This is a genomic window from Pseudomonas quercus, assembly GCF_012033695.1.
Taxonomy (GTDB): Bacteria; Pseudomonadota; Gammaproteobacteria; order Pseudomonadales; family Pseudomonadaceae; genus Aquipseudomonas; species Aquipseudomonas quercus.
Map to the genome: position 1 here is coordinate 451,290 of NZ_JAAVJI010000003.1, position 25,634 is coordinate 476,923.

24 protein-coding genes are annotated in these 25,634 nt (G+C 59.8%); 14 read left to right on the forward strand and 10 right to left on the reverse strand.

From position 1 onward, the window contains the following. The first annotated feature begins 25 nt into the window (after nucleotides 1–25). Genes spoT through HBH25_RS08495 form a run of 3 tightly spaced genes read left to right on the forward strand, consistent with a single transcriptional unit; the run spans nucleotide 26 to nucleotide 3,316 of the window. Nucleotides 26–2,134 carry a bifunctional GTP diphosphokinase/guanosine-3',5'-bis pyrophosphate 3'-pyrophosphohydrolase gene (gene spoT, locus HBH25_RS08485; protein WP_168083449.1) on the forward strand — a complete coding sequence of 703 codons (2,109 nt, stop codon included), beginning with the start codon at nucleotides 26–28 and terminating at the stop codon, nucleotides 2,132–2,134. Nucleotides 2,135–2,153: 19 nt separating this feature from the next. Then, a complete protein-coding gene (locus HBH25_RS08490) occupies nucleotides 2,154–2,534 on the forward strand; it encodes a RidA family protein (RefSeq protein WP_168083451.1) in 381 nt (126 codons plus the stop codon). A gap of 50 nt (nucleotides 2,535–2,584) precedes the next feature. Continuing rightward, the gene (locus HBH25_RS08495) at nucleotides 2,585–3,316 is read left to right on the forward strand and encodes a hypothetical protein (RefSeq protein ID WP_168083453.1); all 732 of its coding nucleotides are present in this window, start codon (nucleotides 2,585–2,587) and stop codon (nucleotides 3,314–3,316) included. A 5-nt stretch (nucleotides 3,317–3,321) separates the two neighbouring features. On the opposite strand, the gene HBH25_RS08500 is transcribed toward HBH25_RS08495, so the two are convergent. Next, nucleotides 3,322–4,173: an NAD-dependent epimerase/dehydratase family protein gene (locus tag HBH25_RS08500; RefSeq protein ID WP_168083455.1), complete on the reverse strand. Its 852-nt coding sequence runs from the start codon at nucleotides 4,171–4,173 to the stop codon at nucleotides 3,322–3,324. Nucleotides 4,174–4,329: 156 nt separating this feature from the next. Between HBH25_RS08500 and exbB the strand changes: the two genes are divergently transcribed. The 6 genes from exbB (at nucleotide 4,330) to HBH25_RS08530 (ending at nucleotide 11,001) form a co-directional block, all read left to right on the forward strand. After that, nucleotides 4,330–5,271: a tonB-system energizer ExbB gene (gene exbB, locus HBH25_RS08505; RefSeq protein WP_168083456.1), complete on the forward strand. Its 942-nt coding sequence runs from the start codon at nucleotides 4,330–4,332 to the stop codon at nucleotides 5,269–5,271. 2 nt (nucleotides 5,272–5,273) lie between these two features. Next, the gene (exbD, locus tag HBH25_RS08510) at nucleotides 5,274–5,699 is read left to right on the forward strand and encodes a TonB system transport protein ExbD (protein WP_168083457.1); all 426 of its coding nucleotides are present in this window, start codon (nucleotides 5,274–5,276) and stop codon (nucleotides 5,697–5,699) included. Further along, nucleotides 5,696–6,427: an energy transducer TonB family protein gene (locus tag HBH25_RS08515; RefSeq protein ID WP_168083458.1), complete on the forward strand. Its 732-nt coding sequence runs from the start codon at nucleotides 5,696–5,698 to the stop codon at nucleotides 6,425–6,427. The genes exbD and HBH25_RS08515 overlap by 4 nt, the downstream gene beginning before the upstream one ends. Before the next feature lie 90 nt (nucleotides 6,428–6,517). After that, on the forward strand, nucleotides 6,518–7,453 hold the full coding sequence (locus HBH25_RS08520; protein WP_168083459.1) for a hydrogen peroxide-inducible genes activator: 936 nt from the start codon (nucleotides 6,518–6,520) through the stop codon (nucleotides 7,451–7,453). Continuing rightward, on the forward strand, nucleotides 7,450–9,525 hold the full coding sequence (gene recG, locus HBH25_RS08525) for an ATP-dependent DNA helicase RecG (protein ID WP_168083460.1): 2,076 nt from the start codon (nucleotides 7,450–7,452) through the stop codon (nucleotides 9,523–9,525). The genes HBH25_RS08520 and recG overlap by 4 nt, the downstream gene beginning before the upstream one ends. 75 nt (nucleotides 9,526–9,600) lie before the next feature. Then, nucleotides 9,601–11,001, forward strand: coding sequence for an aminoacyl-tRNA deacylase and HDOD domain-containing protein (locus HBH25_RS08530; protein ID WP_168083461.1), 1,401 nt, complete (start codon nucleotides 9,601–9,603; stop codon nucleotides 10,999–11,001). Between the two features lie 72 nt (nucleotides 11,002–11,073). On the opposite strand, the gene HBH25_RS08535 is transcribed toward HBH25_RS08530, so the two are convergent. After that, a complete protein-coding gene (locus tag HBH25_RS08535; protein ID WP_168083462.1) occupies nucleotides 11,074–11,343 on the reverse strand; it encodes an HU family DNA-binding protein in 270 nt (89 codons plus the stop codon). Between the two features lie 184 nt (nucleotides 11,344–11,527). Continuing rightward, complete coding sequence (gene rd / locus HBH25_RS08540) at nucleotides 11,528–11,695, reverse strand: rubredoxin (RefSeq protein WP_168083463.1); 168 nt, start codon at nucleotides 11,693–11,695, stop codon at nucleotides 11,528–11,530. 78 nt (nucleotides 11,696–11,773) lie between these two features. Here rd and HBH25_RS08545 point away from each other — a divergent pair, with 78 nt between their 5' ends. The 5 genes from HBH25_RS08545 (at nucleotide 11,774) to HBH25_RS08565 (ending at nucleotide 16,888) form a co-directional block, all read left to right on the forward strand. Continuing rightward, on the forward strand, nucleotides 11,774–12,340 hold the full coding sequence (locus HBH25_RS08545; RefSeq protein WP_168083464.1) for a chorismate--pyruvate lyase family protein: 567 nt from the start codon (nucleotides 11,774–11,776) through the stop codon (nucleotides 12,338–12,340). Continuing rightward, complete coding sequence (gene ubiA, locus HBH25_RS08550) at nucleotides 12,340–13,230, forward strand: 4-hydroxybenzoate octaprenyltransferase (RefSeq protein ID WP_168083465.1); 891 nt, start codon at nucleotides 12,340–12,342, stop codon at nucleotides 13,228–13,230. The genes HBH25_RS08545 and ubiA overlap by 1 nt, the downstream gene beginning before the upstream one ends. A 146-nt stretch (nucleotides 13,231–13,376) precedes the next feature. After that, nucleotides 13,377–14,066, forward strand: a complete 690-nt coding sequence (gene phoB / locus HBH25_RS08555; protein ID WP_168083466.1) for a phosphate regulon transcriptional regulator PhoB — start codon at nucleotides 13,377–13,379, stop codon at nucleotides 14,064–14,066. A 32-nt stretch (nucleotides 14,067–14,098) separates the two neighbouring features. After that, on the forward strand, nucleotides 14,099–15,412 hold the full coding sequence (gene phoR, locus HBH25_RS08560) for a phosphate regulon sensor histidine kinase PhoR (protein ID WP_168083467.1): 1,314 nt from the start codon (nucleotides 14,099–14,101) through the stop codon (nucleotides 15,410–15,412). A 135-nt stretch (nucleotides 15,413–15,547) separates the two neighbouring features. Further along, complete coding sequence (locus HBH25_RS08565; RefSeq protein WP_168083468.1) at nucleotides 15,548–16,888, forward strand: hemolysin family protein; 1,341 nt, start codon at nucleotides 15,548–15,550, stop codon at nucleotides 16,886–16,888. Here the strand turns inward: HBH25_RS08565 and HBH25_RS08570 are convergent, their stop codons facing one another. The 7 genes from HBH25_RS08570 to HBH25_RS08600 all read right to left on the reverse strand — a co-directional run bounded on the left by HBH25_RS08570 (nucleotide 16,889) and on the right by HBH25_RS08600 (nucleotide 25,614). After that, nucleotides 16,889–17,785: a peptidoglycan DD-metalloendopeptidase family protein gene (locus HBH25_RS08570; protein WP_168083518.1), complete on the reverse strand. Its 897-nt coding sequence runs from the start codon at nucleotides 17,783–17,785 to the stop codon at nucleotides 16,889–16,891. It abuts the gene before it with no gap. Between the two features lie 4 nt (nucleotides 17,786–17,789). Further along, nucleotides 17,790–18,710 carry a response regulator gene (locus tag HBH25_RS08575; protein WP_168083469.1) on the reverse strand — a complete coding sequence of 307 codons (921 nt, stop codon included), beginning with the start codon at nucleotides 18,708–18,710 and terminating at the stop codon, nucleotides 17,790–17,792. A gap of 149 nt (nucleotides 18,711–18,859) precedes the next feature. Next, nucleotides 18,860–19,618 carry a phosphate signaling complex protein PhoU gene (phoU, locus tag HBH25_RS08580; RefSeq protein WP_168083470.1) on the reverse strand — a complete coding sequence of 253 codons (759 nt, stop codon included), beginning with the start codon at nucleotides 19,616–19,618 and terminating at the stop codon, nucleotides 18,860–18,862. 65 nt (nucleotides 19,619–19,683) lie between these two features. Further along, nucleotides 19,684–20,517: a phosphate ABC transporter ATP-binding protein PstB gene (gene pstB / locus HBH25_RS08585; protein ID WP_168083471.1), complete on the reverse strand. Its 834-nt coding sequence runs from the start codon at nucleotides 20,515–20,517 to the stop codon at nucleotides 19,684–19,686. A gap of 46 nt (nucleotides 20,518–20,563) precedes the next feature. Beyond that, the gene (pstA, locus tag HBH25_RS08590) at nucleotides 20,564–22,228 is read right to left on the reverse strand and encodes a phosphate ABC transporter permease PstA (RefSeq protein WP_168083472.1); all 1,665 of its coding nucleotides are present in this window, start codon (nucleotides 22,226–22,228) and stop codon (nucleotides 20,564–20,566) included. A 14-nt stretch (nucleotides 22,229–22,242) separates the two neighbouring features. After that, complete coding sequence (locus tag HBH25_RS08595) at nucleotides 22,243–24,513, reverse strand: ABC transporter permease subunit (protein WP_168083473.1); 2,271 nt, start codon at nucleotides 24,511–24,513, stop codon at nucleotides 22,243–22,245. 81 nt (nucleotides 24,514–24,594) lie between these two features. Then, nucleotides 24,595–25,614: a PstS family phosphate ABC transporter substrate-binding protein gene (locus tag HBH25_RS08600; RefSeq protein ID WP_168083474.1), complete on the reverse strand. Its 1,020-nt coding sequence runs from the start codon at nucleotides 25,612–25,614 to the stop codon at nucleotides 24,595–24,597. Nucleotides 25,615–25,634 lie beyond the last annotated feature (20 nt).

A 25,634-nucleotide genomic window follows, 5' to 3' on the forward strand; every position in this document is an offset into this window, starting at 1 on the left:
CGCCTTGCTGGCGGGAGGTTCCTCCTTGCCAGGCATAGACGTTCTCGCCCAGCGGTTGTCGGACTATCTCGGTAACGACCAGGTCAACCTGGTCCGCCGGGCGTACTACTACGCCGAACAGGCTCACGACGGTCAGCGCCGCCGTAGCGGAGAGCCTTACGTCACCCATCCTCTTGCGGTGGCCAATATCCTTGCCGACATGCACATGGACCATCAAAGCTTGATGGCGGCCATGCTGCATGACGTGATCGAAGACACAGGTATCGCCAAGGAAGCGCTCTGCGCGCAGTTTGGCGATACTGTGGCCGAATTGGTCGACGGTGTCAGCAAGCTGACCCAGATGAACTTCGAAACCAAGGCAGAGGCGCAGGCCGAGAACTTCCAGAAAATGGCCATGGCCATGGCGCGAGATATTCGCGTGATTCTGGTAAAGCTCGCTGACCGCTTGCATAACATGCGCACGCTTGAAGTGCTCTCTGGTGAAAAGCGCCGACGCATTGCCAAGGAAACCCTGGAAATCTACGCCCCCATTGCCAACCGGCTGGGCATGCACAACGTGCGCGTGGAATTCGAAGACCTGGGTTTCAAGGCCATGCACCCCATGCGCTCCGAGCGTATCCACCAGGCTGTGAAGCGTGCCCGCGGCAACCGCAAGGAGCTCGTCAACAAGATCGAGAGTTCCCTGGCCAACTGCCTGGCCGTGGACGGTATCGAAGGAGACGTGAGCGGGCGCCAGAAGCACCTTTACGGTATCTACAAGAAGATGCGCGGCAAGCGGCGCGCCTTCAATGAAATCATGGACGTCTATGCGTTCCGCATCGTGGTAGACAAGGTGGACACCTGCTACCGCGTATTGGGCGCCGTGCACAATCTGTACAAACCGTTGCCAGGCCGCTTCAAGGATTACATCGCCATTCCCAAAGCCAACGGCTATCAGTCCCTGCATACCACCTTGTTCGGGATGCATGGCGTGCCCATTGAAATCCAGATCCGAACGCGGGAAATGGAGGAGATGGCCAACAACGGTATTGCCGCGCACTGGCTGTACAAGTCCGACAACGAGGAGTTGCCCAAAGGTACTCATGCACGGGCGCGCCAGTGGGTAAAAGGTGTTCTGGAGCTGCAGCAGCGCGCAGGCAACTCCCTGGAATTCATTGAAAGTGTGAAGATCGACCTGTTCCCGGACGAGGTCTATGTGTTCACGCCCAAGGGCAAGATCATGGAGCTGCCTAAGGGCTCTACGGCGGTGGACTTTGCCTACGCTGTGCATACTGATGTGGGTAACAGTTGCATCGCTTGCCGGATCAACCGTCGCCTGGCACCGCTGTCCGAGCCGCTGCAAAGCGGGTCTACTGTGGAAATCGTCAGCGCACCCGGCGCCCGGCCCAACCCCGCCTGGCTCAACTTCGTGGTTACAGGCAAGGCACGCACGCATATACGCCATGCGCTCAAGCTGCAACGCCGGTCAGAGTCTGTAAACCTGGGCGAGCGGCTGCTGAACAAGGTGTTGAACAGCTTCGATGCCTCGCTGGAGCACGTACCGGCCGACCGTATTCAGCATTTGCTGGCTGAGTACCGCCTTGATGTAGTCGAAGACCTGCTCGAAGAGATTGGCCTGGGCAACCGCATGGCCTACGTAGTCGCGCGGCGAATGCTCGCTTCGGAAGGCGAGGCCTCGCCTAGCCACGAAAACCCATTGGCCATTCGGGGCACCGAAGGCCTGGTGCTGAGCTATGCCAAGTGCTGTACGCCTATACCCGGCGACCCCATCGTTGGCCACTTGTCTGCAGGCAAAGGGATGGTCGTCCACTTGGAGAACTGTCGCAATATCAGTGAAGTGCGGCACAACCCCGAGAAGTGCATACAACTGGCCTGGGCCAAGGATGTCAGCGGGGAGTTCAATGTCGAACTGCGCGTGGAGCTGGAACACCAGCGCGGCCTGATTGCCTTGCTGGCCAGCAGCGTGAATGCTGCGGACGGCAATATTGAAAAGATCAGCATGGACGAGCGCGATGGTCGCACAAGCGTGGTCCAACTGGTCGTCAGCGTTCATGATCGGGTTCACCTGGCCCGTGTGATTCGCAAATTGCGTGCGCTTATTGGAGTGATCCGTATCACTCGCATGCGTGCCTAATTCATACGAGGAAACCTTGATGTCCAAAAGTGTCATCCATAGTGACAAAGCCCCAGCAGCCATCGGCACCTACTCCCAAGCCATCAAGGCCGGGAATACCGTGTACATGTCCGGGCAGATCCCACTGGACCCAACCACCATGGAGCTGGTTGAAGGCTTCGAGGCGCAGACCGTACAGGTGTTCGAGAACCTCAAGTCCGTGGCGGAAGCAGCAGGCGGTTCGTTCAAAGATATCGTAAAGCTCAATATCTTCCTGACCGACCTGAGCAATTTCGCTACGGTGAACGAAGTCATGGGCCGCTATTTCCAGCAACCCTACCCTGCCCGCGCCGCCATTGGCGTTGCCGCGTTGCCCAAAGGCTCGCAGGTTGAAATGGACGCCATTCTGGTTCTGGAATGACCCCTGGCGGCGCGCCTTCAAGCCGCCGCGCTTATCTGCAAGGACTCTCCATGCGCACCCTGTTTCTGGCGATCCCCGTGATGGCGACGCTGCTCGCTGGCTGTGCGAGCCACCCTGTTGACGCAAGTGGCGTATGGGTGAACGAAAATGCAATAGAAGCTGCCCTCAAAGGCGGTAACCTTCGCCAGGCCCTGCTCGGCATGGGGCCTACACTGGAATGGCAGATCGACTCGGCCGCCAGCAAGGCCACCTCCACCAATGGCTTCGAGGTGGCTGAGGGCGTCCTTGCTACCACAGGAAAAGGCGAGTGGCGTGTCGACTTCTACGGTAATGGTGCCGAAAACCTTGCGCTCGAAGGCAAAGAGCTTGTTCAGAGCGCCAGTGACACTGCAGCCGAGCAACGCTTTACACGGCCCGAACCTGCTCAGGCTGCGCTGCCACCGGGTGGGGCATTCGAACACCAGCTTTATGCTGCCTATATGGGCGGTAACTGGACGGTTAGCGAGGGTAGCGGATTAGGTACTGCTGTTCGCTTCCTGCCGGATGGGCACGTTGAAGGCCTGGAAGGCATCGACCGCTATGCTTTGTGCCTGGGCGGTGACTGCGCGGCCATGAGCGGCGCGTTCGACAGCATCTGGCTCCAGGGCCGCGACCAGGGTGCCGCTTATATTCTTCAGCGTACCGATCATCAGCTGGATATCTACCAGGCCGCCAACCAGGCGGCGGAAGGCGAGATGCCTAGCCTGCGACCTGGTGCAGTGGCGTGGCGGCTTACGCGCTAACCGGTTCACGCATCAACAAGCGTGGCATACCCCTCACGGTAGGTAGGATAACGAGGCACCCACCCCGTGCCTCTTGCCAAGGCATTACTGCATCGTTTGCTGCCCGTCCGGCGCAACGGCGCCTGCTGCAGCTCTGCGTGTACACCCACCCGTTCTCTTAACCACGCCAGCACCTCGTGCAAGGCTGCCGGGGCGTCGTCCACGCCCAGGTAGCAGCCCGCGAGGGGTACGCCGGCCCAATCCTGGCGCAACAGATGGGCAATGAGGCCAGCAGCATCGTCGGCATGGATTCGGTTGCCGTACTGGGGCGGCTCTTGCTCGGCGTAATAGCCTTGCCTTGCCTGGTTGATCAGCCGCTCCCGCCCAGGGCCGTAGATGCCTGTCAGCCTTACCACCGTCGCAGGCGTTGAGCTGGCGTGCGCCAGCGCTTCGGCTTCCAGCATTACTGCACCTGAATAGCCTGCCGGTTCAGTGGGCGATGTTTCGGTTACCCAATCGCCGTTTGTCTGCCCATAGACACTGCTGCTGGATACGAACACCAGCCGCCGTGGCGCTTGCCCATGCTGCCTGATCCACCTCATTACATTAGCTAACCCGTCAATGTATGCACGGCGATACCCCGCCTCATCGTGCTGGTCGGCCGCTACGGCATAGACAAGGTAGTCCGGGGCAAGCGTTTCCCACCCCGCTGGGCAACGAGAATCGTTGAAATCGGCGCCAAGCCCCGCCACACCCTGTGGCAAACGTGCCGGATTGCGGCGTATGCCCGTCACTCGCCAGCCGGCCTGCTGAAGCTGCAGTGCAAGGCGGCTGCCTACGTCACCGCAACCGGCAATAACTACTTGGGGAATGCTCATGGTTACCTCAATAAAGGGCCTATACACCCGCCCATATGAAAAATCCGACGCAAATGCTTCTGCTATTAAGAATTACTTGCAATAATGCCGCATTCTTTGTCCCGGCGCCCCTCTGCCTGCATGGACTGCCACCTACATTATTCGGGTTCAGCCAGCATGACTTCTACTCTGCTATCCACTTCGCTTTCCACGGTACGCCTGGTGCCACGTGCGTGGGCTACCCTCGCCGTCCTGCTTGCAAGCCTGGCAACGCCGATAGCGTTCGCTGACACGCTTACGGCATCGTCCCCCCCCGCCACCCTGACGACCCCAGCTACGACCGAGGCACCGGCCACGGATACCCCGGTTCTTGCTGAGGGTGCGCCAGACGTGGCCGATACGTCATTGAACCTTGGCCACGACCTATCGCCCTGGGGCATGTACCAGAACGCCGACATTGTGGTGAAGGCTGTCATGATCGGCCTCGCCCTCGCCTCCATCATTACCTGGACACTATGGGTCGCCAAAGGCCTGGAAGTACTGGGCGCCAAGCGCCGCCTGCGCCGCGAAATCGACGTACTAAAGCGCGCGCCCACCCTCAAGGCTGCAGGCGATGCCACCAACCATCCTGGCACCCTAGCGCATCTGCTGGTACAGGATGCAATGGAAGAATTGCAGCTGTCTGCACAGGCGCGTGACAAGGATGGCATCAAGGAGCGCGTCAGCTTCCGCCTGGAGCGCCTTGTCGCCGCCTGCGGCCGCAAGATGAGCAGCGGCACTGGCGTACTGGCGACCATCGGTTCGACTGCACCCTTCGTAGGTTTGTTCGGCACGGTGTGGGGCATCATGAACAGCTTCATCGGCATCGCTAAAACCCAGACCACCAACCTTGCAGTGGTCGCGCCTGGTATTGCCGAAGCGTTGTTGGCAACGGCATTGGGCCTGGTGGCGGCCATTCCCGCGGTAGTGATCTATAACGTGTTCGCCCGCTCTATCACGGGTTACAAAGCGCAGGTTGCCGACGCCAGTGCTCAGGTACTGCTGCTGGTAAGCCGTGACCTGGACCACCAGCCTGCCGAACGTGCAAGCCAGCCTCATACCATGGTCAAAGTGGGTTAAGCATGGGCCTGCACCTGAAGGAAGGCGCTGACGAGCTCGCCGAAAACCACGAAATCAACGTTACGCCCTTTATCGACGTGATGCTGGTTCTGCTCATCATCTTTATGGTCGCCGCACCCTTAGCCACTGTAGATATCAAGGTCGACTTGCCTGCCTCAACGGCCAAGCCCTCGCCCCGGCCTGAGAAGCCAGTGTTCCTAAGTGTGAAGGCGGATAAGCAACTGTACCTGGGTGACGATGCCGTGGACCGCGCCGCGTTGGGCCAGGTGCTCGATGCCCGTACCCATGGAAAAAAGGACACTACGATTTTCTTCCAGGCTGACAAAGGCGTGGATTACGGCGACTTGATGGAAGTCATGGACGCCCTGCGCGGCGCCGGCTACCTGAAGGTGGGCCTGGTAGGGCTTGAGACGGCAGGCAAGCAATGATCGCCACCAGTCGCCCCCTACCGGAATTCACGCGGTATGGCGGTAGCCTGCTGCTGGTACTGGCCGTACATGCAGCGGCTATCGCTGTTGCCTTGAACTGGAAAAGCCCACCCTCGCCTGCACCGCTGCCACCACCCGCAATGATGATGGAGCTAGCGCCGTTGCCCGAGCCCCAGCCATTGCCGCCTCCCGTGGTACAGCCGCCTGCGCCGGTTGAGGAGCCGCCACTGCCCAAGCTCGTGGAGGCGCCTAAGCCTGTGATCGAAGTGCCCAAGCCCAAGCCTAAACCCAAGCCCCAACCGCCTAAGCCGCAGCCTAAGCCACAACCGCAGCCACCCAAGGAAGCGCCAGTGGAGCAGCCTGCAGCGGCCGCTCCGCCTGCACCTGCCAAGGCGCCTGCTGCGCCGCCTGCGCCACCGCCCCCTCCTGCCAATGCAGCACCAAGCTGGCAAGGCGAGATCATGGCCCGCTTGCAGCGCTTCAAGGAGTACCCTCCGCCAGCACGCGCCCGTGGGACCACGGGTACAGTGGTAGTGGAATTCACCATGGACGCCCAAGGCCGCGTGCTGGATTCTAGCGTTTTAACCAGCTCTGGCAGCAGCCTTCTGGACCGTGCAGCCCTGCGTGCGGTAAGCCGTGCCCAGCCGCTGCCGGTACCGCCCGCAAGCCAATTGATCAATGGCACGGTAAAGCTCAAGGCACCGTTCAATTTCACACTTACGAAATAAACGTATTTTGTTGCACGCTTAAGCGTTCGATAACGTGCGTCTATCGACGGCAGCCGCTATGCTGGAGCGGCAACCTCATGGACGCCCGTTATGACCCTTACAGAACTACGCTACATTGTCACGCTCGCGCAGGAGCAGCACTTCGGCCATGCGGCTGAGCGCTGCCATGTGAGCCAGCCTACGTTATCGGTCGGGGTGAAAAAACTCGAAGACGAACTAGGCGTGCTGATCTTCGAGCGCAGCAAGAGCGCCGTCCGGCTCACACCCGTGGGCGAAAGCATCGTGGCCCAGGCACAAAAGGTGCTTGAGCAGGCCCAAGGCATTCGTGAACTGGCGCAGGCAGGCAAGAACCAGCTCACTGCGCCATTGAAAGTAGGGGCTATCTATACCGTAGGGCCTTACCTGTTCCCACACCTTATTCCACAGCTGCACCGGGTTGCCCCGCAGATGCCGCTGTACATCGAAGAAAACTTCACCCACCTGCTGCGCGACAAGCTGCGTAACGGTGAGTTGGATGCGGTGATTGTAGCCCTGCCGTTCAACGAAGCCGATGTGCTGACGCTGCCACTGTACGATGAGCCTTTCCAAGTGCTGATGCCCAGTGACCACCCGTGGACACGCAAGGAAACCATCGACTCGGCTCTGCTTAACGATAAAAGCCTGTTGCTACTGGGTGAAGGCCACTGCTTCCGAGACCAAGTGCTCGAAGCCTGCCCAACCATGGGCAAAGGTGCAGAAGCGGCCAGGCATACCACGGTGGAATCCAGCTCGCTGGAAACCATTCGCCACATGGTTGCTTCGGGGCTGGGCGTATCAGTACTTCCTCTCTCGGCGGTCCATAGCCACCACTATGCACCAGGGGTGATCGAAGTACGGCCCATGACGGCACCCGCACCTTTCCGCACGGTGGCCATCGCCTGGCGTGCAAGCTTCCCGCGGCCCAAGGCTATTGAAATACTGGCCGACTCGATTCGCCTGTGCTCAGTGGCCAAGGCACCCAACCCACCTGCTAAAGCCTCTGTATGACCGAACTGGCCGGTGTGCCAGTTACGGCACTCAAGGGCGTAGGCGATGCCATGGCGGAAAAGCTCGCCAAGGTAGGCCTTGAAACCGTACAAGACGTACTGTTCCACCTGCCCCTGCGCTATCAGGACCGAACCCGGGTAATCCCTATCGGCAGCCTGCGCCCTGGCCAGGACGCCGTCATTGAAGGCACGGTGCGCGGGGCCGATGTCATGATGGGCAAGCGGCGTAGCCTGCTGGTGCGCCTGGGCGATGACACAGGCGTGGTGAGCCTGCGCTTCTATCACTTCAGCAATGCGCAGAAGGAAGCCCTCAAGCGAGGGACCGCCGTACGCTGCTATGGCGAAGCCCGGCCCGGCGCCTCGGGGCTGGAGATCTACCATCCCGAGTACCGCGCGCTGATCGAAGACGAGCCGGCCCCGGTCGAACAGACCCTCACGCCCATCTACCCATCGACCGAAGGCCTGACTCAGCAACGCCTGCGCCAGCTGTGTGTTCAAAGCCTGGCCATGCTGGGCCCTCGCAGCCTACCCGACTGGCTGCCTGATGAAGTGGCAAAGGCACATCACCTCGGTGCATTGGCAGATGCCATTCGCTACCTGCATCAGCCCCCTGCCGATGCCGATGTGGATGAATTGGCCTTGGGTCATCACTGGGCGCAGGAGCGCCTGATCTTCGAAGAACTGCTTACCCATCAATTGTCGCAGCAGCGGCTTCGAGAAAGCGTTCGCGCCCAGCAGGCGCCACCCCTTCCCCTTCCTCGAACCCTGCCGGCGCGTTACCTGGCGAACCTGGGCTTTGCGCCCACGGGTGCTCAGCAACGTGTTGGCAAAGAGATCAGCTACGACCTCAGCCAGAACGCACCCATGCTGCGCCTGGTGCAGGGCGATGTGGGTGCAGGCAAAACGGTAGTGGCAGCGCTGGCGGCCCTGCAGGCCATTGAAGCGGGCTACCAGGTTGCCTTGATGGCCCCCACCGAAATCCTCGCTGAGCAGCATTACCTCAACTTCCAGCGCTGGTTCGAGCCATTGGGAATTGAAGTGGCTTGGTTGGCTGGCAAGCTCAAGGGCAAGGTGCGACAGGCTGCGCTGGAGCGTATCGCCGGCGGCGCACCCATGGTGGTGGGTACGCATGCGCTGTTCCAGCCTGAGGTCTGTTTCAGCCGCCTGGCGCTGGCAATCATCGACGAGCAGCACCGTTTCGGTGTGCAGCAGCGCCTGGCCTTGAGACAGAAGGGCGTGGAAGGTCGTTTATGCCCGCATCAGCTGATCATGACCGCTACACCCATCCCGCGGACGTTGGCCATGAGTGCCTACGCCGACCTGGACACGTCTGTGCTCGACGAACTGCCGCCCGGCCGTACCCCGGTCAACACGGTGCTGGTGGCGGACAGTCGCCGTATTGAAGTGGTCGAACGCGTGCGCGCTGCCTGCGCCGAGGGGCGCCAGGCTTATTGGGTGTGTACGCTGATCGAAGAGTCTGAAGAGCTGACCTGCCAGGCCGCAGAGACCACCTTCGAAGAGCTTACCAGCGCCTTGGGTGAACTGCGGGTAGGGCTGGTACACGGCCGAATGAAACCGGTAGAAAAAGCCGACGTCATGGCGCGATTCAAGCAGGGCGAACTGCAACTGCTGGTGGCCACCACTGTAATTGAAGTGGGGGTCGACGTGCCCAACGCCAGCCTGATGATCATTGAAAACCCCGAGCGCCTGGGCCTGGCACAACTGCACCAGTTACGCGGCCGCGTAGGCCGTGGCAGTGCAGCCAGCCATTGCGTATTGCTGTATCACCCCCCCCTTTCCTTCATCGGCCGTGAACGCCTGGGTATCATGCGTGAAACCAACGATGGCTTCGTGATTGCCGAGAAAGACCTGGAGCTGCGGGGCCCTGGCGAAATGCTCGGTACACGGCAAACTGGCCTGCTACAGTTCAAAGTGGCGGACCTGATGCGAGATGCGCATTTGCTGCCTGCGGTACGTGAAGCCGCGCAGCAGCTGATCCTACGCTGGCCTGACCACGTGACACCCCTACTTGAACGCTGGCTGCGGCACGGGCAGCAATACGGCCAAGTGTGAGGCGCCTTTCTTAATCTGCCTGCGAATTTTCCCTAGACGGGTATACTGCGGCTTTGTACACGTTCGGATACAGCCATGACTGAAGTTGCCCTGGAAGTAGCAACACCGCACGCTCCCGATGCCATCCAGCAGTTACTGCGTACCCATGGCATCGGCTACCGCGAGGTGACTGACTCACCGCTGCTCAACCCCGCCCGGCAGGTGCAGGCGGTTCTGCTGGGAGATGCGGTTGGCCTGCTTCTGGTGCTGCTGCGCAAGGACCAACTGCTGGACCTCACGCGCCTAGCCGAGATCTATGGCCGTACGCTGACTGCCGTGCCGCTTGAGAAGCTCACAAGGCTGCTGCGCCCCCTGAACCTGGGCGAGTTGCCCGGTATTCCCCTGGCTGTCAGCGCGCCCTGCGTCTATGACGAGCGCCTGCTGGACATCGAGTACGTGCTGGTCGCTTCGGGTCAACCGGGCATTCTGCTGGAAATCTCCACCGACCAGGACCAGTTCCGCAAGGCCTTGGCCAATGCCAGCTCGGCCCGGTTTGGCGAAGACGTCAGCAAGCCAACGGTGCAGCCGCTATCAGGTTCCTTGAGTGTCATCTCCAAGGGTGTGCAGGCGTTTACTGCGCGGCGTATCCAGCAGCGCCTTGAGGACACCATCGAGATCCCGCCCCTGGCGACCACCGCGCAGAAGATCATCAAGCTACGGGTAGACCCGGATGCCAGCACTGACGATGTGACCGGCGTGGTGGAAACTGACCCCGCGCTGGCCGCGCAGGTCGTGAGCTGGGCTGCATCGCCTTATTACGGCTCGGTTGGCAAGATCCGCTCCGTAGAAGATGCCATTGTGCGGGTGCTGGGTTTCGACCTGGTAATCAACTTGGCTCTAGGCCTGGCCTTGGGTAAAACCCTCACCTTGCCCAAAGACAAACCGCAGCATGCCACGCCCTATTGGCAGCAGTCGTTGTATACCGCTGCTGTGGTTGAAGGCCTTACCCGTGCCATGCCGCGTGCCGAGCGCCCTGAGGCGGGCCTTACTTATCTGGGTGGCTTGCTGCACAACTTCGGTTACCTGCTACTGGCGCATGTCTTCCCGCCACATTTTTCGCTGGTGTGCCGTCATCTTGAGGTCAATCCGCACCTGCCTCATGCCTACGTTGAACACCACTTGCTGGGGATCAGCCGCGAGCAGGTAGGGGCTTGGCTGATGAGGCATTGGGACATGCCAGACGAACTCGTCACGGCCTTGCAATATCAGAATGACGCCACCTACGAGGGTGAGCATGCTGTGTATGCCAACCTGGTGTGCCTGGCCGTGCGCTTGTTGCGTACCCGTGGCAAAGGTTTCGAGGTGGAAGAAGAGATTCCCGAAGCGCTATTGGCGCGGCTGAGCATTACCCGCGAGAAGGCGGATGATGTGGTCACCAAGGTATTGAATGCTGAACAGCTGCTACGTGAGCTGGCACAGCAGTTCGGGCAAGGGTAAACCCTCTGACGTGTCGCATGGGCCGGGGTGCCAAACCCGGCCTTCGTCCCGCGACAGCGCTGGCAATAATGCCTAGCCAATACTCTCGCGCAGGTTCTTGCCAGGCTTGAACGCCACGGTATTGCTTGCGCGGATCTTCACCGGCTCACCGGTTTGCGGGTTTTTGCCCGTACGGGCGCCACGATGGCGTTTCTCGAAGGTACCAAAGCCCACAAGGGTAACGTTGCCCTCGTTGACCGCTTGAGTAATTTGCTCAAGCAGCACGTTCAGCACACGGTTGGCTTCGTCTTTCGTAATGTCGGCCCGGTCGGCGATAGCCTGGGCGAGTTCAGGTTTGCGCATGAATGATGCCTCTTCGCGATTTTTGTTTTTATGGCCGGCCGGGTGTACCCGTGCCAGATGTGCGCGTGGACCCCTATCCACGGCTAACGCATCGAGAATGGCACGCCCAGCGCACCCGCGCCAGTGCTACAAACGGCTTTATTACGGTTATTTCGGGCAAATTCCGACGGCTAGTACGGCGGCTTTACAGGACTTCGATCATTTCAAAGTCGGTTTTTCCTACCCCACAGTCGGGGCATAGCCAATCTTCGGGAACATCTTCCCAACGTGTACCCGGGGCCAAGCCTTCGTCTGGATCGCCCGCCACTTCATCGTAAATATAGCCACATACCACACACTGCCATTTCTTCATGTCATTCCTCTTCGTTGCGTTTGGCCAGGTACTGGAGCCGCTGACCATTCATGCTAAGCTCATGGCCTGCCTATTGCCATGTCCCATACCGTGCCGCTGCCTGCCGATTTTCCTCGACTGCCTGCCTGGGCAGACCTTGCCAAGCCCGCCGATACCCTGTGTCAGAACTGGCTGTTCGATACAGGTTCATTGACGTGTCGGCTTAAACAGCTTTCAGCCGGTCATTTTTCGGTAACGCCTCTTCGGCAAGGGCTGGCCGAGCTGCGCGAAGACGAATGTCAGGCATTGGGCCTTGTGCCAGGAACAAAAGGCTGGGTACGCGAAGTGTTCCTCAATGGTCGAGGCACGCCTTGGGTGTTCGCCCGCAGCGTGGCGGGCCAGCAGGCATTGGGCCAACATGATTTTCCTCTGGCCGTACTGGGTTCGCGATCCTTGGGCGAGTTGTTGTTTGTAGAAGGCGGGTTCACCCGAGGCCCGATCGAAACCTGCCTGTATCCACCTGGCCTGCTCCCAGGCAACCCATTGCATACCCCCCCGTGGGCACGTCGCTCGCGCTTTGATCGCGGTACGCTGAGCCTGCTGGTGGCTGAAGTGTTCCTACCTGAATTCTGGGCTGCAGTGCCCTGTTCCCTGGAGACGCCCTGATGTACGTGCGCCTGCTTCATGCCATGAACCGCTTGCATCCACGCGCGTGGGACTTCATCCAGCTCACCCGCCTGGACAAGCCCATCGGTGTCTATTTGCTGTTGTGGCCTACCTTGTGGGCGTTGTGGATTGCAGGCAATGGCCAGCCCTCGATTGGCAACCTGGCTATCTTCGTAGTGGGTGTGGTCCTGATGCGGGCAGCTGGCTGCGTAATCAACGATTTTGCCGACCGCAAGGTCGATGGCCATGTACAGCGCACTGAACAGCGGCCTTTGGTGAGTGGAAGAATACGCAGCTCAGAGGCGCTGATGTTCTTTGCCTTACTGGTAAGCCTGAGCTTCCTGCTGGTGCTATGTACCAATACCGCCACCGTGGCGCTGTCGCTCGGTGGGTTAGCCCTGGCGGCCTGCTACCCCTTCATGAAGCGGTACACCTATTACCCCCAGGTTGTATTGGGCGCTGCCTTCTCATGGGGCATGCCCATGGCTTTCACAGCCCAAACCGGCCATGTACCAGCGGCAGCCTGGTGGCTGTACCTGGCGAACCTGCTGTGGACCGTGGCTTACGACACGTACTACGCGATGACGGATCGAGAAGACGACCTGCGTATAGGCGTCAAATCCACAGCGATTCTATTTGGGGCTTGGGACAGGCGAATCATCGGCCTGCTTCAAGGGTTGGCTATTCTCTGCCTCTTGTTCGCCGGCACCTCGTTCGGGCTGGGGGGATGGTTCCACGCAGGGCTGGGGGTAGCAGCGGCCTGCTTTGTATGGGAAGCCTGGCATACGCGCACTCGGGAGCGCTTGGCATGCTTCAAAGCCTTTTTGCACAACCACTGGGCCGGAATGGCAATCTTTGTTGGCATTGTGCTGGACTACGCCGCGCGTTAAGACAACGCCCGTAATCACGTGCTCAGGTGCATGAAATGCTGTAACGCTCAGCTCATAAGTTGTTACCCTTCCCGGGACTGTCATGTGACTGCAATATTTCCGTTATCTAATGCAGCCCAACATCCAGGACAGGCTGAGGTTAAACCATGGTTGGCAAAAGCATTCTCATCGTCGACGACGAAGCACCTATTCGCGAGATGATCGCCGTCGCTCTGGAAATGGCCGGCTATGACTGCCTGGAAGCGGAAAACAGCCAACAGGCCCACGCTGTTATCGTGGACCGCAAGCCAGACCTCATCCTGCTGGACTGGATGCTGCCAGGCACCTCGGGCATCGAACTGGCCCGCCGGCTCAAGCGTGACGAGCTCACTGCCGGCACCCCTATCATCATGCTTACGGCCAAAGGCGAAGAAGACAACAAGATCCAAGGCCTGGAAGTAGGTGCCGACGACTACATTACCAAGCCCTTCTCCCCGCGGGAGCTGGTGGCTCGCCTCAAGGCCGTGCTGCGCCGTGCAGGCGCCACGGACAACGAAACCCCCATCGAGGTGGGCGGGCTTCTGCTGGACCCTATCAGCCACCGTGTCACCATCGATGGCCGCCCTGCTGACATGGGGCCTACCGAATACCGGCTGCTGCAGTTCTTCATGACCCACCAGGAACGCGCCTATACCCGTGGCCAGTTACTGGACCAGGTCTGGGGCGGCAACGTTTATGTGGAAGAGCGTACGGTGGATGTGCATATCCGGCGGCTGCGCAAGGCCTTGGGAGAGGCTTATGAAAACCTGGTGCAGACCGTTCGTGGGACTGGGTATCGCTTTTCCACCAAAGGCTGAACCGCCAGGCACTGCAAAGGATTGACTGCCCATTGAACCGGAACTGGCACGCCGTTCTGCTCCGCCAATTGCTGCTGCTGGTCAGCGCATGCCTGTTGTTGGGGCTGCTTACCAGCCATTACGGCCTCTGCCTTGCCTTGGGCCTTGGCCTGTACCTGGCCCACACCCTGCGGCACCTGCTTCGCCTTCAGCACTGGCTTCGCCACCAGCAACCTGACGAACCACCCCCTGAGGGCACTGGGCTCTGGGGCGATGTGTTCGACACCCTTTATAACCTGCAACGTAAGGACAGCCGCGCACGCGCACGCTTGCAAGGCGTTATCGACCGCGTGCAGGAATCCACTGCCGCCTTGCGCGAAGCGGTGGTCATGCTGGACGCCGACGGCAACCTGGAGTGGTGGAACCGTGCAGCCCAAACCCTGCTGGGGTTGAAGACCCCCCAGGATGGCGGGCAGCCCATCACCAACCTGGTACGCCACCCGCGGTTCAAAGAGTACTTCGAAGCCGAGCATTATGCCGAGCCGCTGGAGATGCCTTCTCCCCTCAATGACCGCTTGCGCCTTCAGTTCATGATTACCCGGTATGGCAATAACGAACACCTGATGGTGGTACGCGATGTCACCCGTATTCATCAGCTGGAGCAGATGCGCAAAGACTTTATCGCAAACGTATCCCACGAACTGCGCACACCGCTGACGGTGATCACGGGCTACCTGGAAACCTTGCTGGACAATGCCGGCCACCTCAACCCGCGCTGGCTGCGTGCCTTGCAGCAGATGCAGCAGCAAGGCAGCCGCATGCAAACCTTGCTCAACGACCTGTTGCTGCTAGCCAAGCTGGAAGCAACCGACTACCCCTCTGACAACCAGCCCGTAGACGTAAATACCCTGTTGCAGAGCATCGCCAACGATGCCACCGCGTTGTCTGGCGAGCGGCATCACCAAGTCACGCTGGAGGCCTCACCGGGCCTGCATATGAAGGGGAGCGAACCGGAGCTGCGCAGTGCGTTCTCCAACCTGGTATTCAACGGCATTAAATACACGCCAGACAAAGGCCGGGTTCACGTGCGCTGGTGGCAGGATGAGCACGGTGCACACCTGAGCGTCCAAGACTCGGGTATCGGGATCGAACCCAAGCATATACCGCGGCTCACCGAACGGTTCTATCGTGTGGACTCAAGCCGCAGCTCCAGCACCGGCGGTACAGGGTTGGGCCTGGCCATCGTCAAGCATGTATTGCTACGCCACAAAGGTACGCTGGAAATCACCAGCGTACCCGGCAAAGGCAGCACCTTTACCTGCCATTTTCCCGCTGCGCTTGCAGTGACCGCCGAATGCGATAACTGAACGCGACACAAGCGTTCTGTAGGAGTTGGCTACGTTTTAACACTGGCAAACCGTGTGGCTAATCGCTAAATTGCTTCATTCGTGCCCGCGGAGGGTACGAACCTCCTTAATCAGCATGGATTCCAAACGTCCCCAATGGACCCTTCCCCTGCGTTATCGCTGTCTGCACTCTTCGCCGATTTCGGCATGATCCTTTTTGCCCTGTTTCTCGTCCTGCTCAACGGCTTCTTCGTTGCTGCAGAATTCGCCATGGTCAAGCTACGCGCCACGCGGGTTGAATCCATTGCCGAGAAACAAGGGTGGCGCGGCAAAATCCTGCGTACCGTTCATAGCCAACTGGACGCCTACCTGTCAGCCTGCCAACTGGGTATCACCCTGGCATCTCTGGGCCTTGGCTGGGTCGGTGAACCGGCGTTCGCACACCTGCTGGAGCCTCTGCTCGGCGCCTTGGGCGTTGAATCGGCCGAAGTGATCAAAGGGGCCTCGTTCTTCACAGCGTTCTTTGTGATTTCCTACCTGCATATCGTGGTAGGCGAGCTGGCGCCCAAGTCCTGGGCCATTCGAAAGCCTGAGCTGCTGTCCTTATGGACCGCCGTACCGTTGTACCTCTTCTACTGGGCCATGTACCCAGCCATCTACCTGCTGAACGCCAGTGCCAATGGTATCTTGCGCATCGCGGGCCAAGGGGAACCCGGCCCGCACCATGAGCACAGCTACAGCCGGGAAGAGCTCAAGCTGATTCTGCACTCCAGCCGTGGGCAGGACCCAAGCGACCAAGGCATGCGCGTACTGGCATCGGCTGTGGAAATGGGCGAGTTGGAAGTGGTGGATTGGGCCAATTCTCGTGAAGACCTGATCGTGCTGGAATATGAAGCGCCACTGAAGGAAATCCTCGCCACCTTCCGCCGGCACAAATACAGCCGCTACCCGGTATACGACAGCAGCCGTGGTGAATTCGTAGGCCTGTTGCACATCAAGGACCTGCTGCTGGAGTTGGCGGCACTGGATCACGTGCCTGCGTCGTTCAACCTGGCCGAGCTTACCCGCCCCCTGGAGCGCGTGTCCCGTCACATGCCGCTGGCCGAGTTGCTGGAACAGTTTCGTACAGGCGCGGCACACTTTGCCTTGGTAGAGGAAGCTGACGGCAATGTGATCGGCTACCTGACCATGGAGGACGTGCTGGAAGTCTTGGTAGGTGACATTCAGGACGAACATCGCAAGGCCGAGCGTGGGATCGTGGCCTATCAGCCGGGCAAGCTGCTAGTGCGTGGCGACACTCCTCTGTTCAAGGTCGAACGCCTGCTAGGCGTGGATCTGGACCACATCGAGGCTGAAACCTTGGCAGGCCTGGTCTATGACAGCCTCAACCGGGTGCCAGAGGACGAAGAGGTTATCGAGGTCGAAGGCTTGCGCATTATCATCAAGAAGATGAAAGGCCCGAAGATCGTGCTAGCCAAAGTGCTCAAGATCACCTGATCACTGCCCCCCTACTGCGAAATTCGGCAGCGCCTGTATGGGGCTGTCGAATTCGTAAGGAATCGACTCCAACCCTGCCCCTGTATTTCGCTGCACGACAAAGTGCAGGTGGGGCCCGGTGCTGTGGCCGGTATTGCCCGATCGGCCAAGGGGCGAACCTACCATCACTTTGTCGCCTTCACGCACGGTAATCGAACCACGCATCAAGTGCAGGTAAACGCCCATGGTGCCGTCGCCATGCAGCACGCGCACAAAGTTGCCGGATGGTTGTGCACTGTCCGCACCCTGATTGTTCTCCACCTTGATCACTGTTCCGCCACGCGCTGCGATAATGGGGGTGCCTTCTGGCATGGCAATGTCGATGGCATAACGACCGCGTGCACCGTTATGGCTAAAACGGCCATTAGGGCCCTGGCTGATGCGGAACGGGCCACCGACCCAAGGGAAAGGGTAGCGATAGGCGCTGGGGCTGGTAGCAGGGTCTCCGAGGGCATAGTGAAACACGGGGGTGCCGGTAATAGGTGTGCCAGGTTTGGCAGGCGCGAGGGTTATGAGGGTCACCGTAGAGCGCGGCGCGATGGTTCGGCTGATGGTGCTCAGAGGTAGCCCCGCCGTATTGCGCAGCCCGGCCAGGCGCAATTCCACCCTTACGGGTGCATACAGGTCATTCTGCGCCTGGTAGGTCACGGCATTGCCTGATCGCTGCGTGTTCAAACGAACCTGACCCGCCAATGACTCCACCATACGGTCTTCGAATACCAGCCGTTTGGCACCGGGCGTAACGCGGTCGGTGTAGTTGACCACGCCTTTGCTGTCCACAAACTTGTAGATAGCGGACGCCTGGGCATACCCGCAGGCTACGCAGAACAACACAGGTAGCAGGCTGCGCCCTACCACCGCTTCAAGCCCCGGGTACGAAATGCTTCTGAACGGTACCACGAGCAATCAAGCGCGAGATGTAGTCCAGCTTCTGCGCATCCTGGTCAACGAAACGGAAGGTCAACTGCAGCCATTCGCTATCTGGCTTTGGCTCAAAGGCGACCACAGCATGCAGGTAGCCATTAAGCCGGGCGACCTCATTGTCCCCTTGCTCAAGGTCCAGAACAGCCTGCTCCAGTATCTGGGGCAAGGCATCGGTGCGCTTGACCACCAACAGCGCTTCCTTAAGGCTCAGCGCCTTGATCACACACGCCATGGCGCCGCCGCTGGCCAGGCGCAACTGGCCTTGGCCTCGGCCGCTACCCGCTGACGCCGGCTTTGCTGAAGGCGCCGGTGCCGCCGCAGGGCGAGCAGCTGCTGCTGGCGTGGGTGCGGGAGCAGGAGCTGGCGCGGCTGCCACTGAGCCTTCCGGCCGTGCACTGGTCAGTGCTGCCAGGGAGTCATTGGCGAACGCTGAAGCATTCGGGCGCGAACCTGGCCCGCTCATCAGTGATTCGAGCTTGCCTGCACGATGCAGAGCCTTCTTCACCTTGGTCAGCAGTTGTTCGTTGGTAAACGGTTTACCCACGAAATCCGATACGCCTGCCTGAATGGCTTGAATCACGTTTTCCTTGTCACCACGGCTGGTTACCATGATGAAGGGAACGGTCTTCGTATGTTCCTGCTCACGGCACCAGCTCAATAGCTCCAGCCCTGTCATCTCCGGCATTTCCCAGTCGCAGAGAATCAGGTCAAAGGTGTCCTTGGACAGCATGGCCTGGGCCTTGCGGCCATTGACCGCATCCTCGATCTGCATGCCGGGGAAAGCGTTGCGCAAACATTTCTTTACCAGATCGCGGATGAAAGGCGCGTCATCCACCACCAGAACACTGACCTTGGCCATTAAGGGCTCCTGAAATTCATCCGCACAGCATAGCGTGCGCTCCGTCGCCATGCGCCCGGACCACACGCCCGCCGGCGAATGCTTAAAAATCTGCTCCCAGTATGAACGAAAACGCCCAGCACAGGCCGGGCGTCGTTACTCGGGTAAACCTACTTATCGTCAGCGTGTGGGGAAACATTAGCCCGTTCGGTGTTACGGCGCACTTCTTCTTTCATCCGCTCAAGGCCAAGATGGCGCACATCTGTGCCCTGCACCAGGTAAATCACCAGTTCGGAGATGTTTCGCGCATGGTCACCAATACGCTCCAGCGAGCGCAGTGCCCAGATTACATTCAATACACGGGAAATGGACCGTGGGTCCTCCATCATGTAAGTCACCAATTCACGGAGGGCCGTCTTGTATTCCCGGTCGATGGTTTTGTCGTACTGAGCCACTGACAGCGCCAGGTCGGCATCGAACCGGGCGAAGGCATCCAGTGCGTCGCGCACCATCTTGAGCACCTGGTCGCCGATATGCCGTACCTCCACGTAGCCACGGGGTGCTTCGCCCTCTTCACACAGCTGAATGGCGCGGCGGGCGATCTTGGTCGACTCATCGCCAATGCGCTCAAGGTCGATGACCGACTTGGAAATACTGATGATGAGCCGCAGGTCCGAAGCCGCAGGCTGGCGCCGCGCAAGGATGCGCAGGCATTCTTCATCGATATTGCGCTCCATCTGGTTGATCTCGTCGTCCAGGTCACGCACCTGCTGTGCCAGGCCTGAATCTGCCTCGATCAAGGCGCTTACAGCATCGTTGACTTGCTTTTCTACCAGCCCGCCCATGGCCAGCAGGTGGCTGCGAACTTCCTCCAGCTCTGCATTGAACTGTTGAGAAATGTGGTGGTTGAGGCTCAGTTTGTCGATCATGGGTCAGGTCCTTGATACCAAAGGGTTGGCGACAACAGGTTCGATGCAGTAGCGGTGACGCCCATTCAACCGTAGCGGCCAGTGATGTAGTCCTCGGTCTGCCGCTTCTTCGGGTTGGTAAACATGCGGTCGGTATCACCAAACTCGACCAGCTTGCCCATGTGCATGAACGCCGTGAAATCCGATACCCTGGCGGCCTGCTGCATGTTGTGAGTCACGATTACGATAGTGAAGCGTGTTTTCAATTCGTAGATCAGCTCTTCCACTTTCAGCGTGGAAATGGGGTCCAGTGCCGAGCAGGGCTCATCCAGCAGCAATACTTCAGGCTCCACGGCAATCGTGCGAGCAATGACCAGGCGCTGCTGCTGCCCGCCTGACAGCCCTAGCGCAGACTCATGCATACGGTCCTTCACCTCATCCCACAAGGCAGCCCCCCGCAAGGCCCATTCCACGGCGTCATCCAATACACGCTTTTTCCTGACGCCCTGGATACGTAGGCCATACACCACGTTTTCGTAGACCGTCTTGGGAAAGGGGTTGGGCTTTTGAAACACCATCCCTACCCGACGGCGCAGTTCGGCAACGTCCTCACCCTTTCGGTAGATATCATGACCGTAGAGGCTGACAGCGCCCTCCACGCGGCAATCGTCCACCAGGTCGTTCATGCGGTTGAACGTACGCAGCAGCGTGGACTTGCCACAGCCAGAAGGGCCGATGAACGAGGTCACTCGCCGCTGCGGGATGCTGAGCGCGATATCGAACAAGGCCTGCTGGGCACCGTAATACAGGTTGAGGCCAGCCACTTCGATCGCTATGGCCTGCGCGGCACTGCCTGAGCCTGGTGTGTTACGGGCTGTCGCCAGCCTGCCAGGCCCATGGCCAGGGTTGTGTTGCTGCATGCAAGCTCCAATACGCTAGTGCGTCTTCCTCACAGGGCCTGACAGGTCAGGTATCCAGGGTTCGGTATTTTTCACGAAGGTGATTACGTAATGCGACGGCGGCGAGATTCAACAGGGCGATGATCAGGACCAGCAGCAACGCCGTGGCATAGACGAGCGGGCGCGCTGCTTCCACGTTGGGGCTTTGAAAGCCCACGTCGTAAATGTGAAAGCCCAGGTGCATGATCTTCTGGTCCAAGTGCAGGTAAGGGTAATTGCCGTCTACGGGCAAGGAAGGCGCCAGCTTCACCACCCCCACCAGCATCAGGGGCGCCACCTCACCTGCCGCCCGTGCAACCGCCAGGATCAACCCTGTCATGATTGCCGGGCTGGCCATGGGCAATACGATTTTCCACAGGGTTTCGGCCTTGGTAGCACCCAGGGCCAAGGAGCCTTCGCGCAAGGAGCGAGGAATGCGGGCCAACCCCTCCTCGGTTGCCACGATGACCACGGGGACTGCCAGTAGCGCCAGTGTCAAAGATGCCCAAAGCAGGCCAGGGGTGCCCAATGTGGGGGCTGGCAATGCTTCCGGGAAGAACAGCCGGTCCAGCGAGCCGCCGAGCACGTAAACGAAAAAGCCCAGGCCGAATACCCCGTATACAATCGCCGGCACACCTGCCAGGTTGTTCACGGCAATGCGTATCAGGCGTGTCATCCAGCCTTGGTTGGCATATTCACGCAAATACACGGCCGCCAGCACGCCAAACGGCGTCACCACGACTGCCATCAGCAATGTCATCATGACCGTTCCGAAAATTGCCGGGAACACCCCGCCTTCGGTATTGGCCTCCCGTGGGGCCGTACTTAGGAACGCCCACAGTTTGCTGATATAAAAACGGGCCTTTTCCAACACGCCCATGGCATTGGGCCGGTAAGCGTTAAGTACGTCGCTTAAATTAACCTCAAGCAGCCGCCCTTGTGCATCGCTCAGGGTGAGGCTGTCTCGGGAAGCCTGTTGCCTCAGGTCGTTCAACTGGGCTTCAAGCCCTTGGTAGCGGGCGTTGAGTGCGCTGCGCTCAGTGGCGATATCGGCTTGCGCCATGTCGCTTAGCTGCCCTTTGAGTTCAAGGCTTCGGCTTTGCAGCCGCAACCGCTCAAGCGCGTGATTGATGCCGCCCACCTCGTTTTTTTCAAGCTGGCTCAGCTGTGCGTTCAAAGCCTGAGCCCGCGCGAGCCGGGCCGGCAACTGGGCCCAGGCCTCTTCGCCTTCCGCCACTACCCGGCCCGCTTCGCGAAGGTCGGTTATGCGCCCGTAGGCATTTCCCCAGGCTTGGCGTTCCAGCGATACCAGTTCGGGAGGATATGCAGGGTGGGCCAGCCAACGGGTCACCACCCAATTGAAATCATTGCCGCCCAGGTCACGGTTGCCGGTCTTGATCAAGGCCCGGGTATCAGTGGCCTCGCGTTGGCCAGCCGACAGCGAGCCGGCTTCACGTGGTGGTGGCACCTGTTCCTGCTGTATCACTTCGCCAATCAGAGAGACCGCCGGCTGGCCGGGTGCTTCATAGGACGCTTGCATCAGGTCCGCGGGCCAGAAGTGGCCTAGCCCGCGTATGGCGATAAGTGCCAGCAGCCCGAGGGTCATGATTAAGGCCACTGACACAGCACCCGCGCTGAGCCATACGCCGGGAGCACCACTGCGCACCCAGGCCGAAGGGGAAACCTTGCTCACGGCGCTATCCCTGCTCACAGTGACGAATACTGCTTGCGTAACCGTTGGCGGATCAGCTCCGCCACGGTATTCATTACAAAGGTAAACAACAGCAACACCAAGGCGGCAAGGAACAGCACGCGGTAATGGCTACTGCCTACTTCAGACTCCGGCATCTCTATGGCAACGTTGGCCGCCAGCGTACGCATGCCCTCCAACAGGTTCAGGTCCATGATGGGCGTGTTACCCGTGGCCATGAGCACAATCATGGTTTCCCCTACCGCGCGGCCCATGCCAATCATCAGCGCCGAAAAGATGCCAGGGCTGGCCGTCAGCAGCACCACCCGCGTAAGGGTTTGCCAAGGTGTAGCGCCTAATGCCAGCGAGCCGAACGTGAGGCTGCGTGGCACGCTGAACACCGCATCCTCGGCAATGGAGTAAATCGTGGGAATGACTGCAAAGCCCATGGCAAAACCCACCACCAAGGCATTGCGCTGGTCGAACGCCAGGCCCAAGGCATTGCTGAGCCAATGGCGCATGTCGCCGTCAAACAGAAGGTGTTCGAGCCAGGGGCTCACGGTAAGCGAGCTTATGCCTATGACCAGGATCACGGGTATGAGCAAGGCACTTTCCCATCCCTCTGGCACACTTAGGCGAAGCCGCAGCGGCATGCGGCTCCAGAGCAGCCCGAACAGCAAAATGCCCAACGGTGTTACAAGCAGGAGGCTGAACAGGCCGGGCAGGTGGCTTTCCACGAAGGGCGCCAGCACCAGGCCAGCAATCAACCCAAGGATAACGGTAGGCATGGCCTCCATCAGTTCGATTACCGGCTTGACCTTGCGGCGCATGCCTGGGGCCATGAAGTAGGCGGTGTATACAGCCGCCGCAACCGCAAGGGGCGCCGCCAACAACATGGCGTAAAACGCTGCCTTCAATGTGCCAAACGCCAGGGGCGCCAGGCTCAATTTGGGCTCGAAATCCGCGTTCGCCGCTGTGGACTGCCATAGGTATTCAGGCGCGTTGTAATGCTCGTACCACACCTTGTCCCACAGGGCGCTCCAGGAGACCTCCGGGTGAGGGTTGTGCACGTTGAACCGATGCAGCTCGCCTTGGGTTTCTATCATCACCCGGTCCGCCCGCGGCGAGAGTGCCAACAGGCCTGCGCTGTCGATCACAGGCTCCGCCAGCAACGTCCGGTGCGCCGTACTGTGAAACACGCCCAACCGGCCGCTTTCGTCCAGCGCGATAAAGCCTTTGCGGCGCTGCTCGGCCCGAATGCGGGCAATCGGCGCAGTGCCAAGGCGAAAGTCGCGGATATGGCTCAAACGAGGCTCACCGTCTGGGTCACGGGTCATGAACCACTGCCCTAGGGTCCCAGTATCGCTGCCCACCAACAGTGAAACGCCGCCTACCAGTTGCGCACTGGCGGTAACCCTGGCGTCTGCGCCTTCCAACAGCTTGTAGCGGCCATTGAGGGCGCGTTTGGGCAAGTCAAACACATCGGCATAGGCGCGCCCGTTTATCACGTACAACCACTGCTGACGGGGATCGATATAGAGGGCCTGCACAGAGGCGGTCAGCTGTGGCAGAACCACGGGGTGCTGTACCCAGGTGCCTGTGGCATCCGGTGCCAGGGTCAGCACCTGCAAGGTCGCGTTGTCCGTGCCGGCCAGTACCACACTGTCATCAGTAGCGCTCAGGCTCACATGCTGTACGGGATGGCCCTGCTCATTCAACGTAAACAGTGCCCGCCCGTAGGGGTACTCCACTGAAGGCGCGATGGTTTTATGGTTATCTGGCCATAGGGTCTGGTACTGGTGCCGAAAGATCAGCACTTGGCCATTGCCCAGGCCCAATGCAACCAGCCCTTTGCCGGGCGGGTCCTGGGATACGGAAGCAACTGTCACGCCTGCTGGAATCGGCAATTGCACCCGGCTGACCACAGAGCCATCGCGGGTGCTGAAAAAGACGACTTCGCCTTGTGCGGACACGCGCATGGCCAGGCGATTCTGCTCCTCAAGCGTTAGCAGCACAGGCTGCCCCGCATCGGCGAGCCAAGGTGGTGAAAGCGGCGCCTTTGCCGTAAGGCTTGCACCTTGGAACAGCGGCGCAACTACATAAGCCAGATAAAAGAAGATCAAGGTAATGGCCGCGAGTACGGCTAGGCCGCCCACCCAAACGTAACCCTGGGTCAGGCGATCGACGAGTGCTCGCACCCGGCGATGGCGTTGCATAGCCGGCGTATGGAAATCAATGCGTGCCAAGGGCATACCCGAGGCGATCTTGCGCGAAGCCGGATCTTTCATCCGCACACCCTAGCCGCCATTTATGACAGAAACATGACAACTTTCCCTGTTGCTTGCTGCCATGTATCAGCTCCGATTCGATCAGTTCGAAGAACCCAAGGAGGCTGCCCCTAGCCCGATATCGTTAAGCACTCGGCCTACTGACGCGGCAGGAAGTGGAATATAGCCGTCCCTTGCCACCAGCTGCTGGCCGCCCTGCGACAAGATGAACTTCAGGAACTCTGCTTCCAGGGGCGCCAAGGGCTGGTTAGGCACCTTGTTCACATAGACATAGAGGTAACGCGCTAGGGGGTAACTGCCGTTTACGGCGTTGGCCTCGGTGTCTTGGATAAAAGGCCCGCCTTCACTGCGGGCAAGCGGCACACTGCGCACACTGGCGGTTTTGTAACCGAACCCTGAATAGCCAATACCGTTGAGCGAGCCGCTGATGGCCTGCACCACAGAGGCCGACCCAGGCTGCTCATTTACGTTGGCCTTGAAATCGCCTTTGCATAAAGCCTGTTCCTTGAAATAACCGTACGTACCCGACGCCGAGTTGCGGCCGAACAGCTGCAGGGGCTGGCTGGCCAAGCTGCCAGTGTCGCCCAAGTCCTTCCAGTACCTGGCACCGGCTGTGGCACCGCACAAACGCGTAGCCGAGAAAATCGCATCCAGCTGCGCCATCGTCAGGCCTTTGATGGGGTTGTCCTTGTGCACGAAGATCGCGAGCGCATCAATGGCCACAGCGACAGCGGTAGGCTTATAGCCATACTTCTGTTCGAAGGCCTGCAGCTCCACATCTTTCATCTTGCGGCTCATAGGCGCCAGGTTGGCTGTGCCTTGGACAAGCGCCGGTGGCGCCGTAGAAGAGCCGGCGGCCTGGACCTGAATAGTCACGTTGGGATAAATATGCCCAAACGCCTCGGCCCAGAAAGCCATCAGGTTGGCGAGCGTGTCTGAACCTACACTGGTAAGGCTTCCGGCCACCCCAGCGGCCTTTTCATAGTGCGGCAAGGCAGGGTTGGCTTCAGGCAGGGTAACCACACGGGGTACATCAGCCCCCTGAGCAGTCACCTGCCAGGCTACCAGCGCACAGGCCGCCCATCGTCGCAGGAAGGTCATGGCGTGCTCCAGGCAGCGGG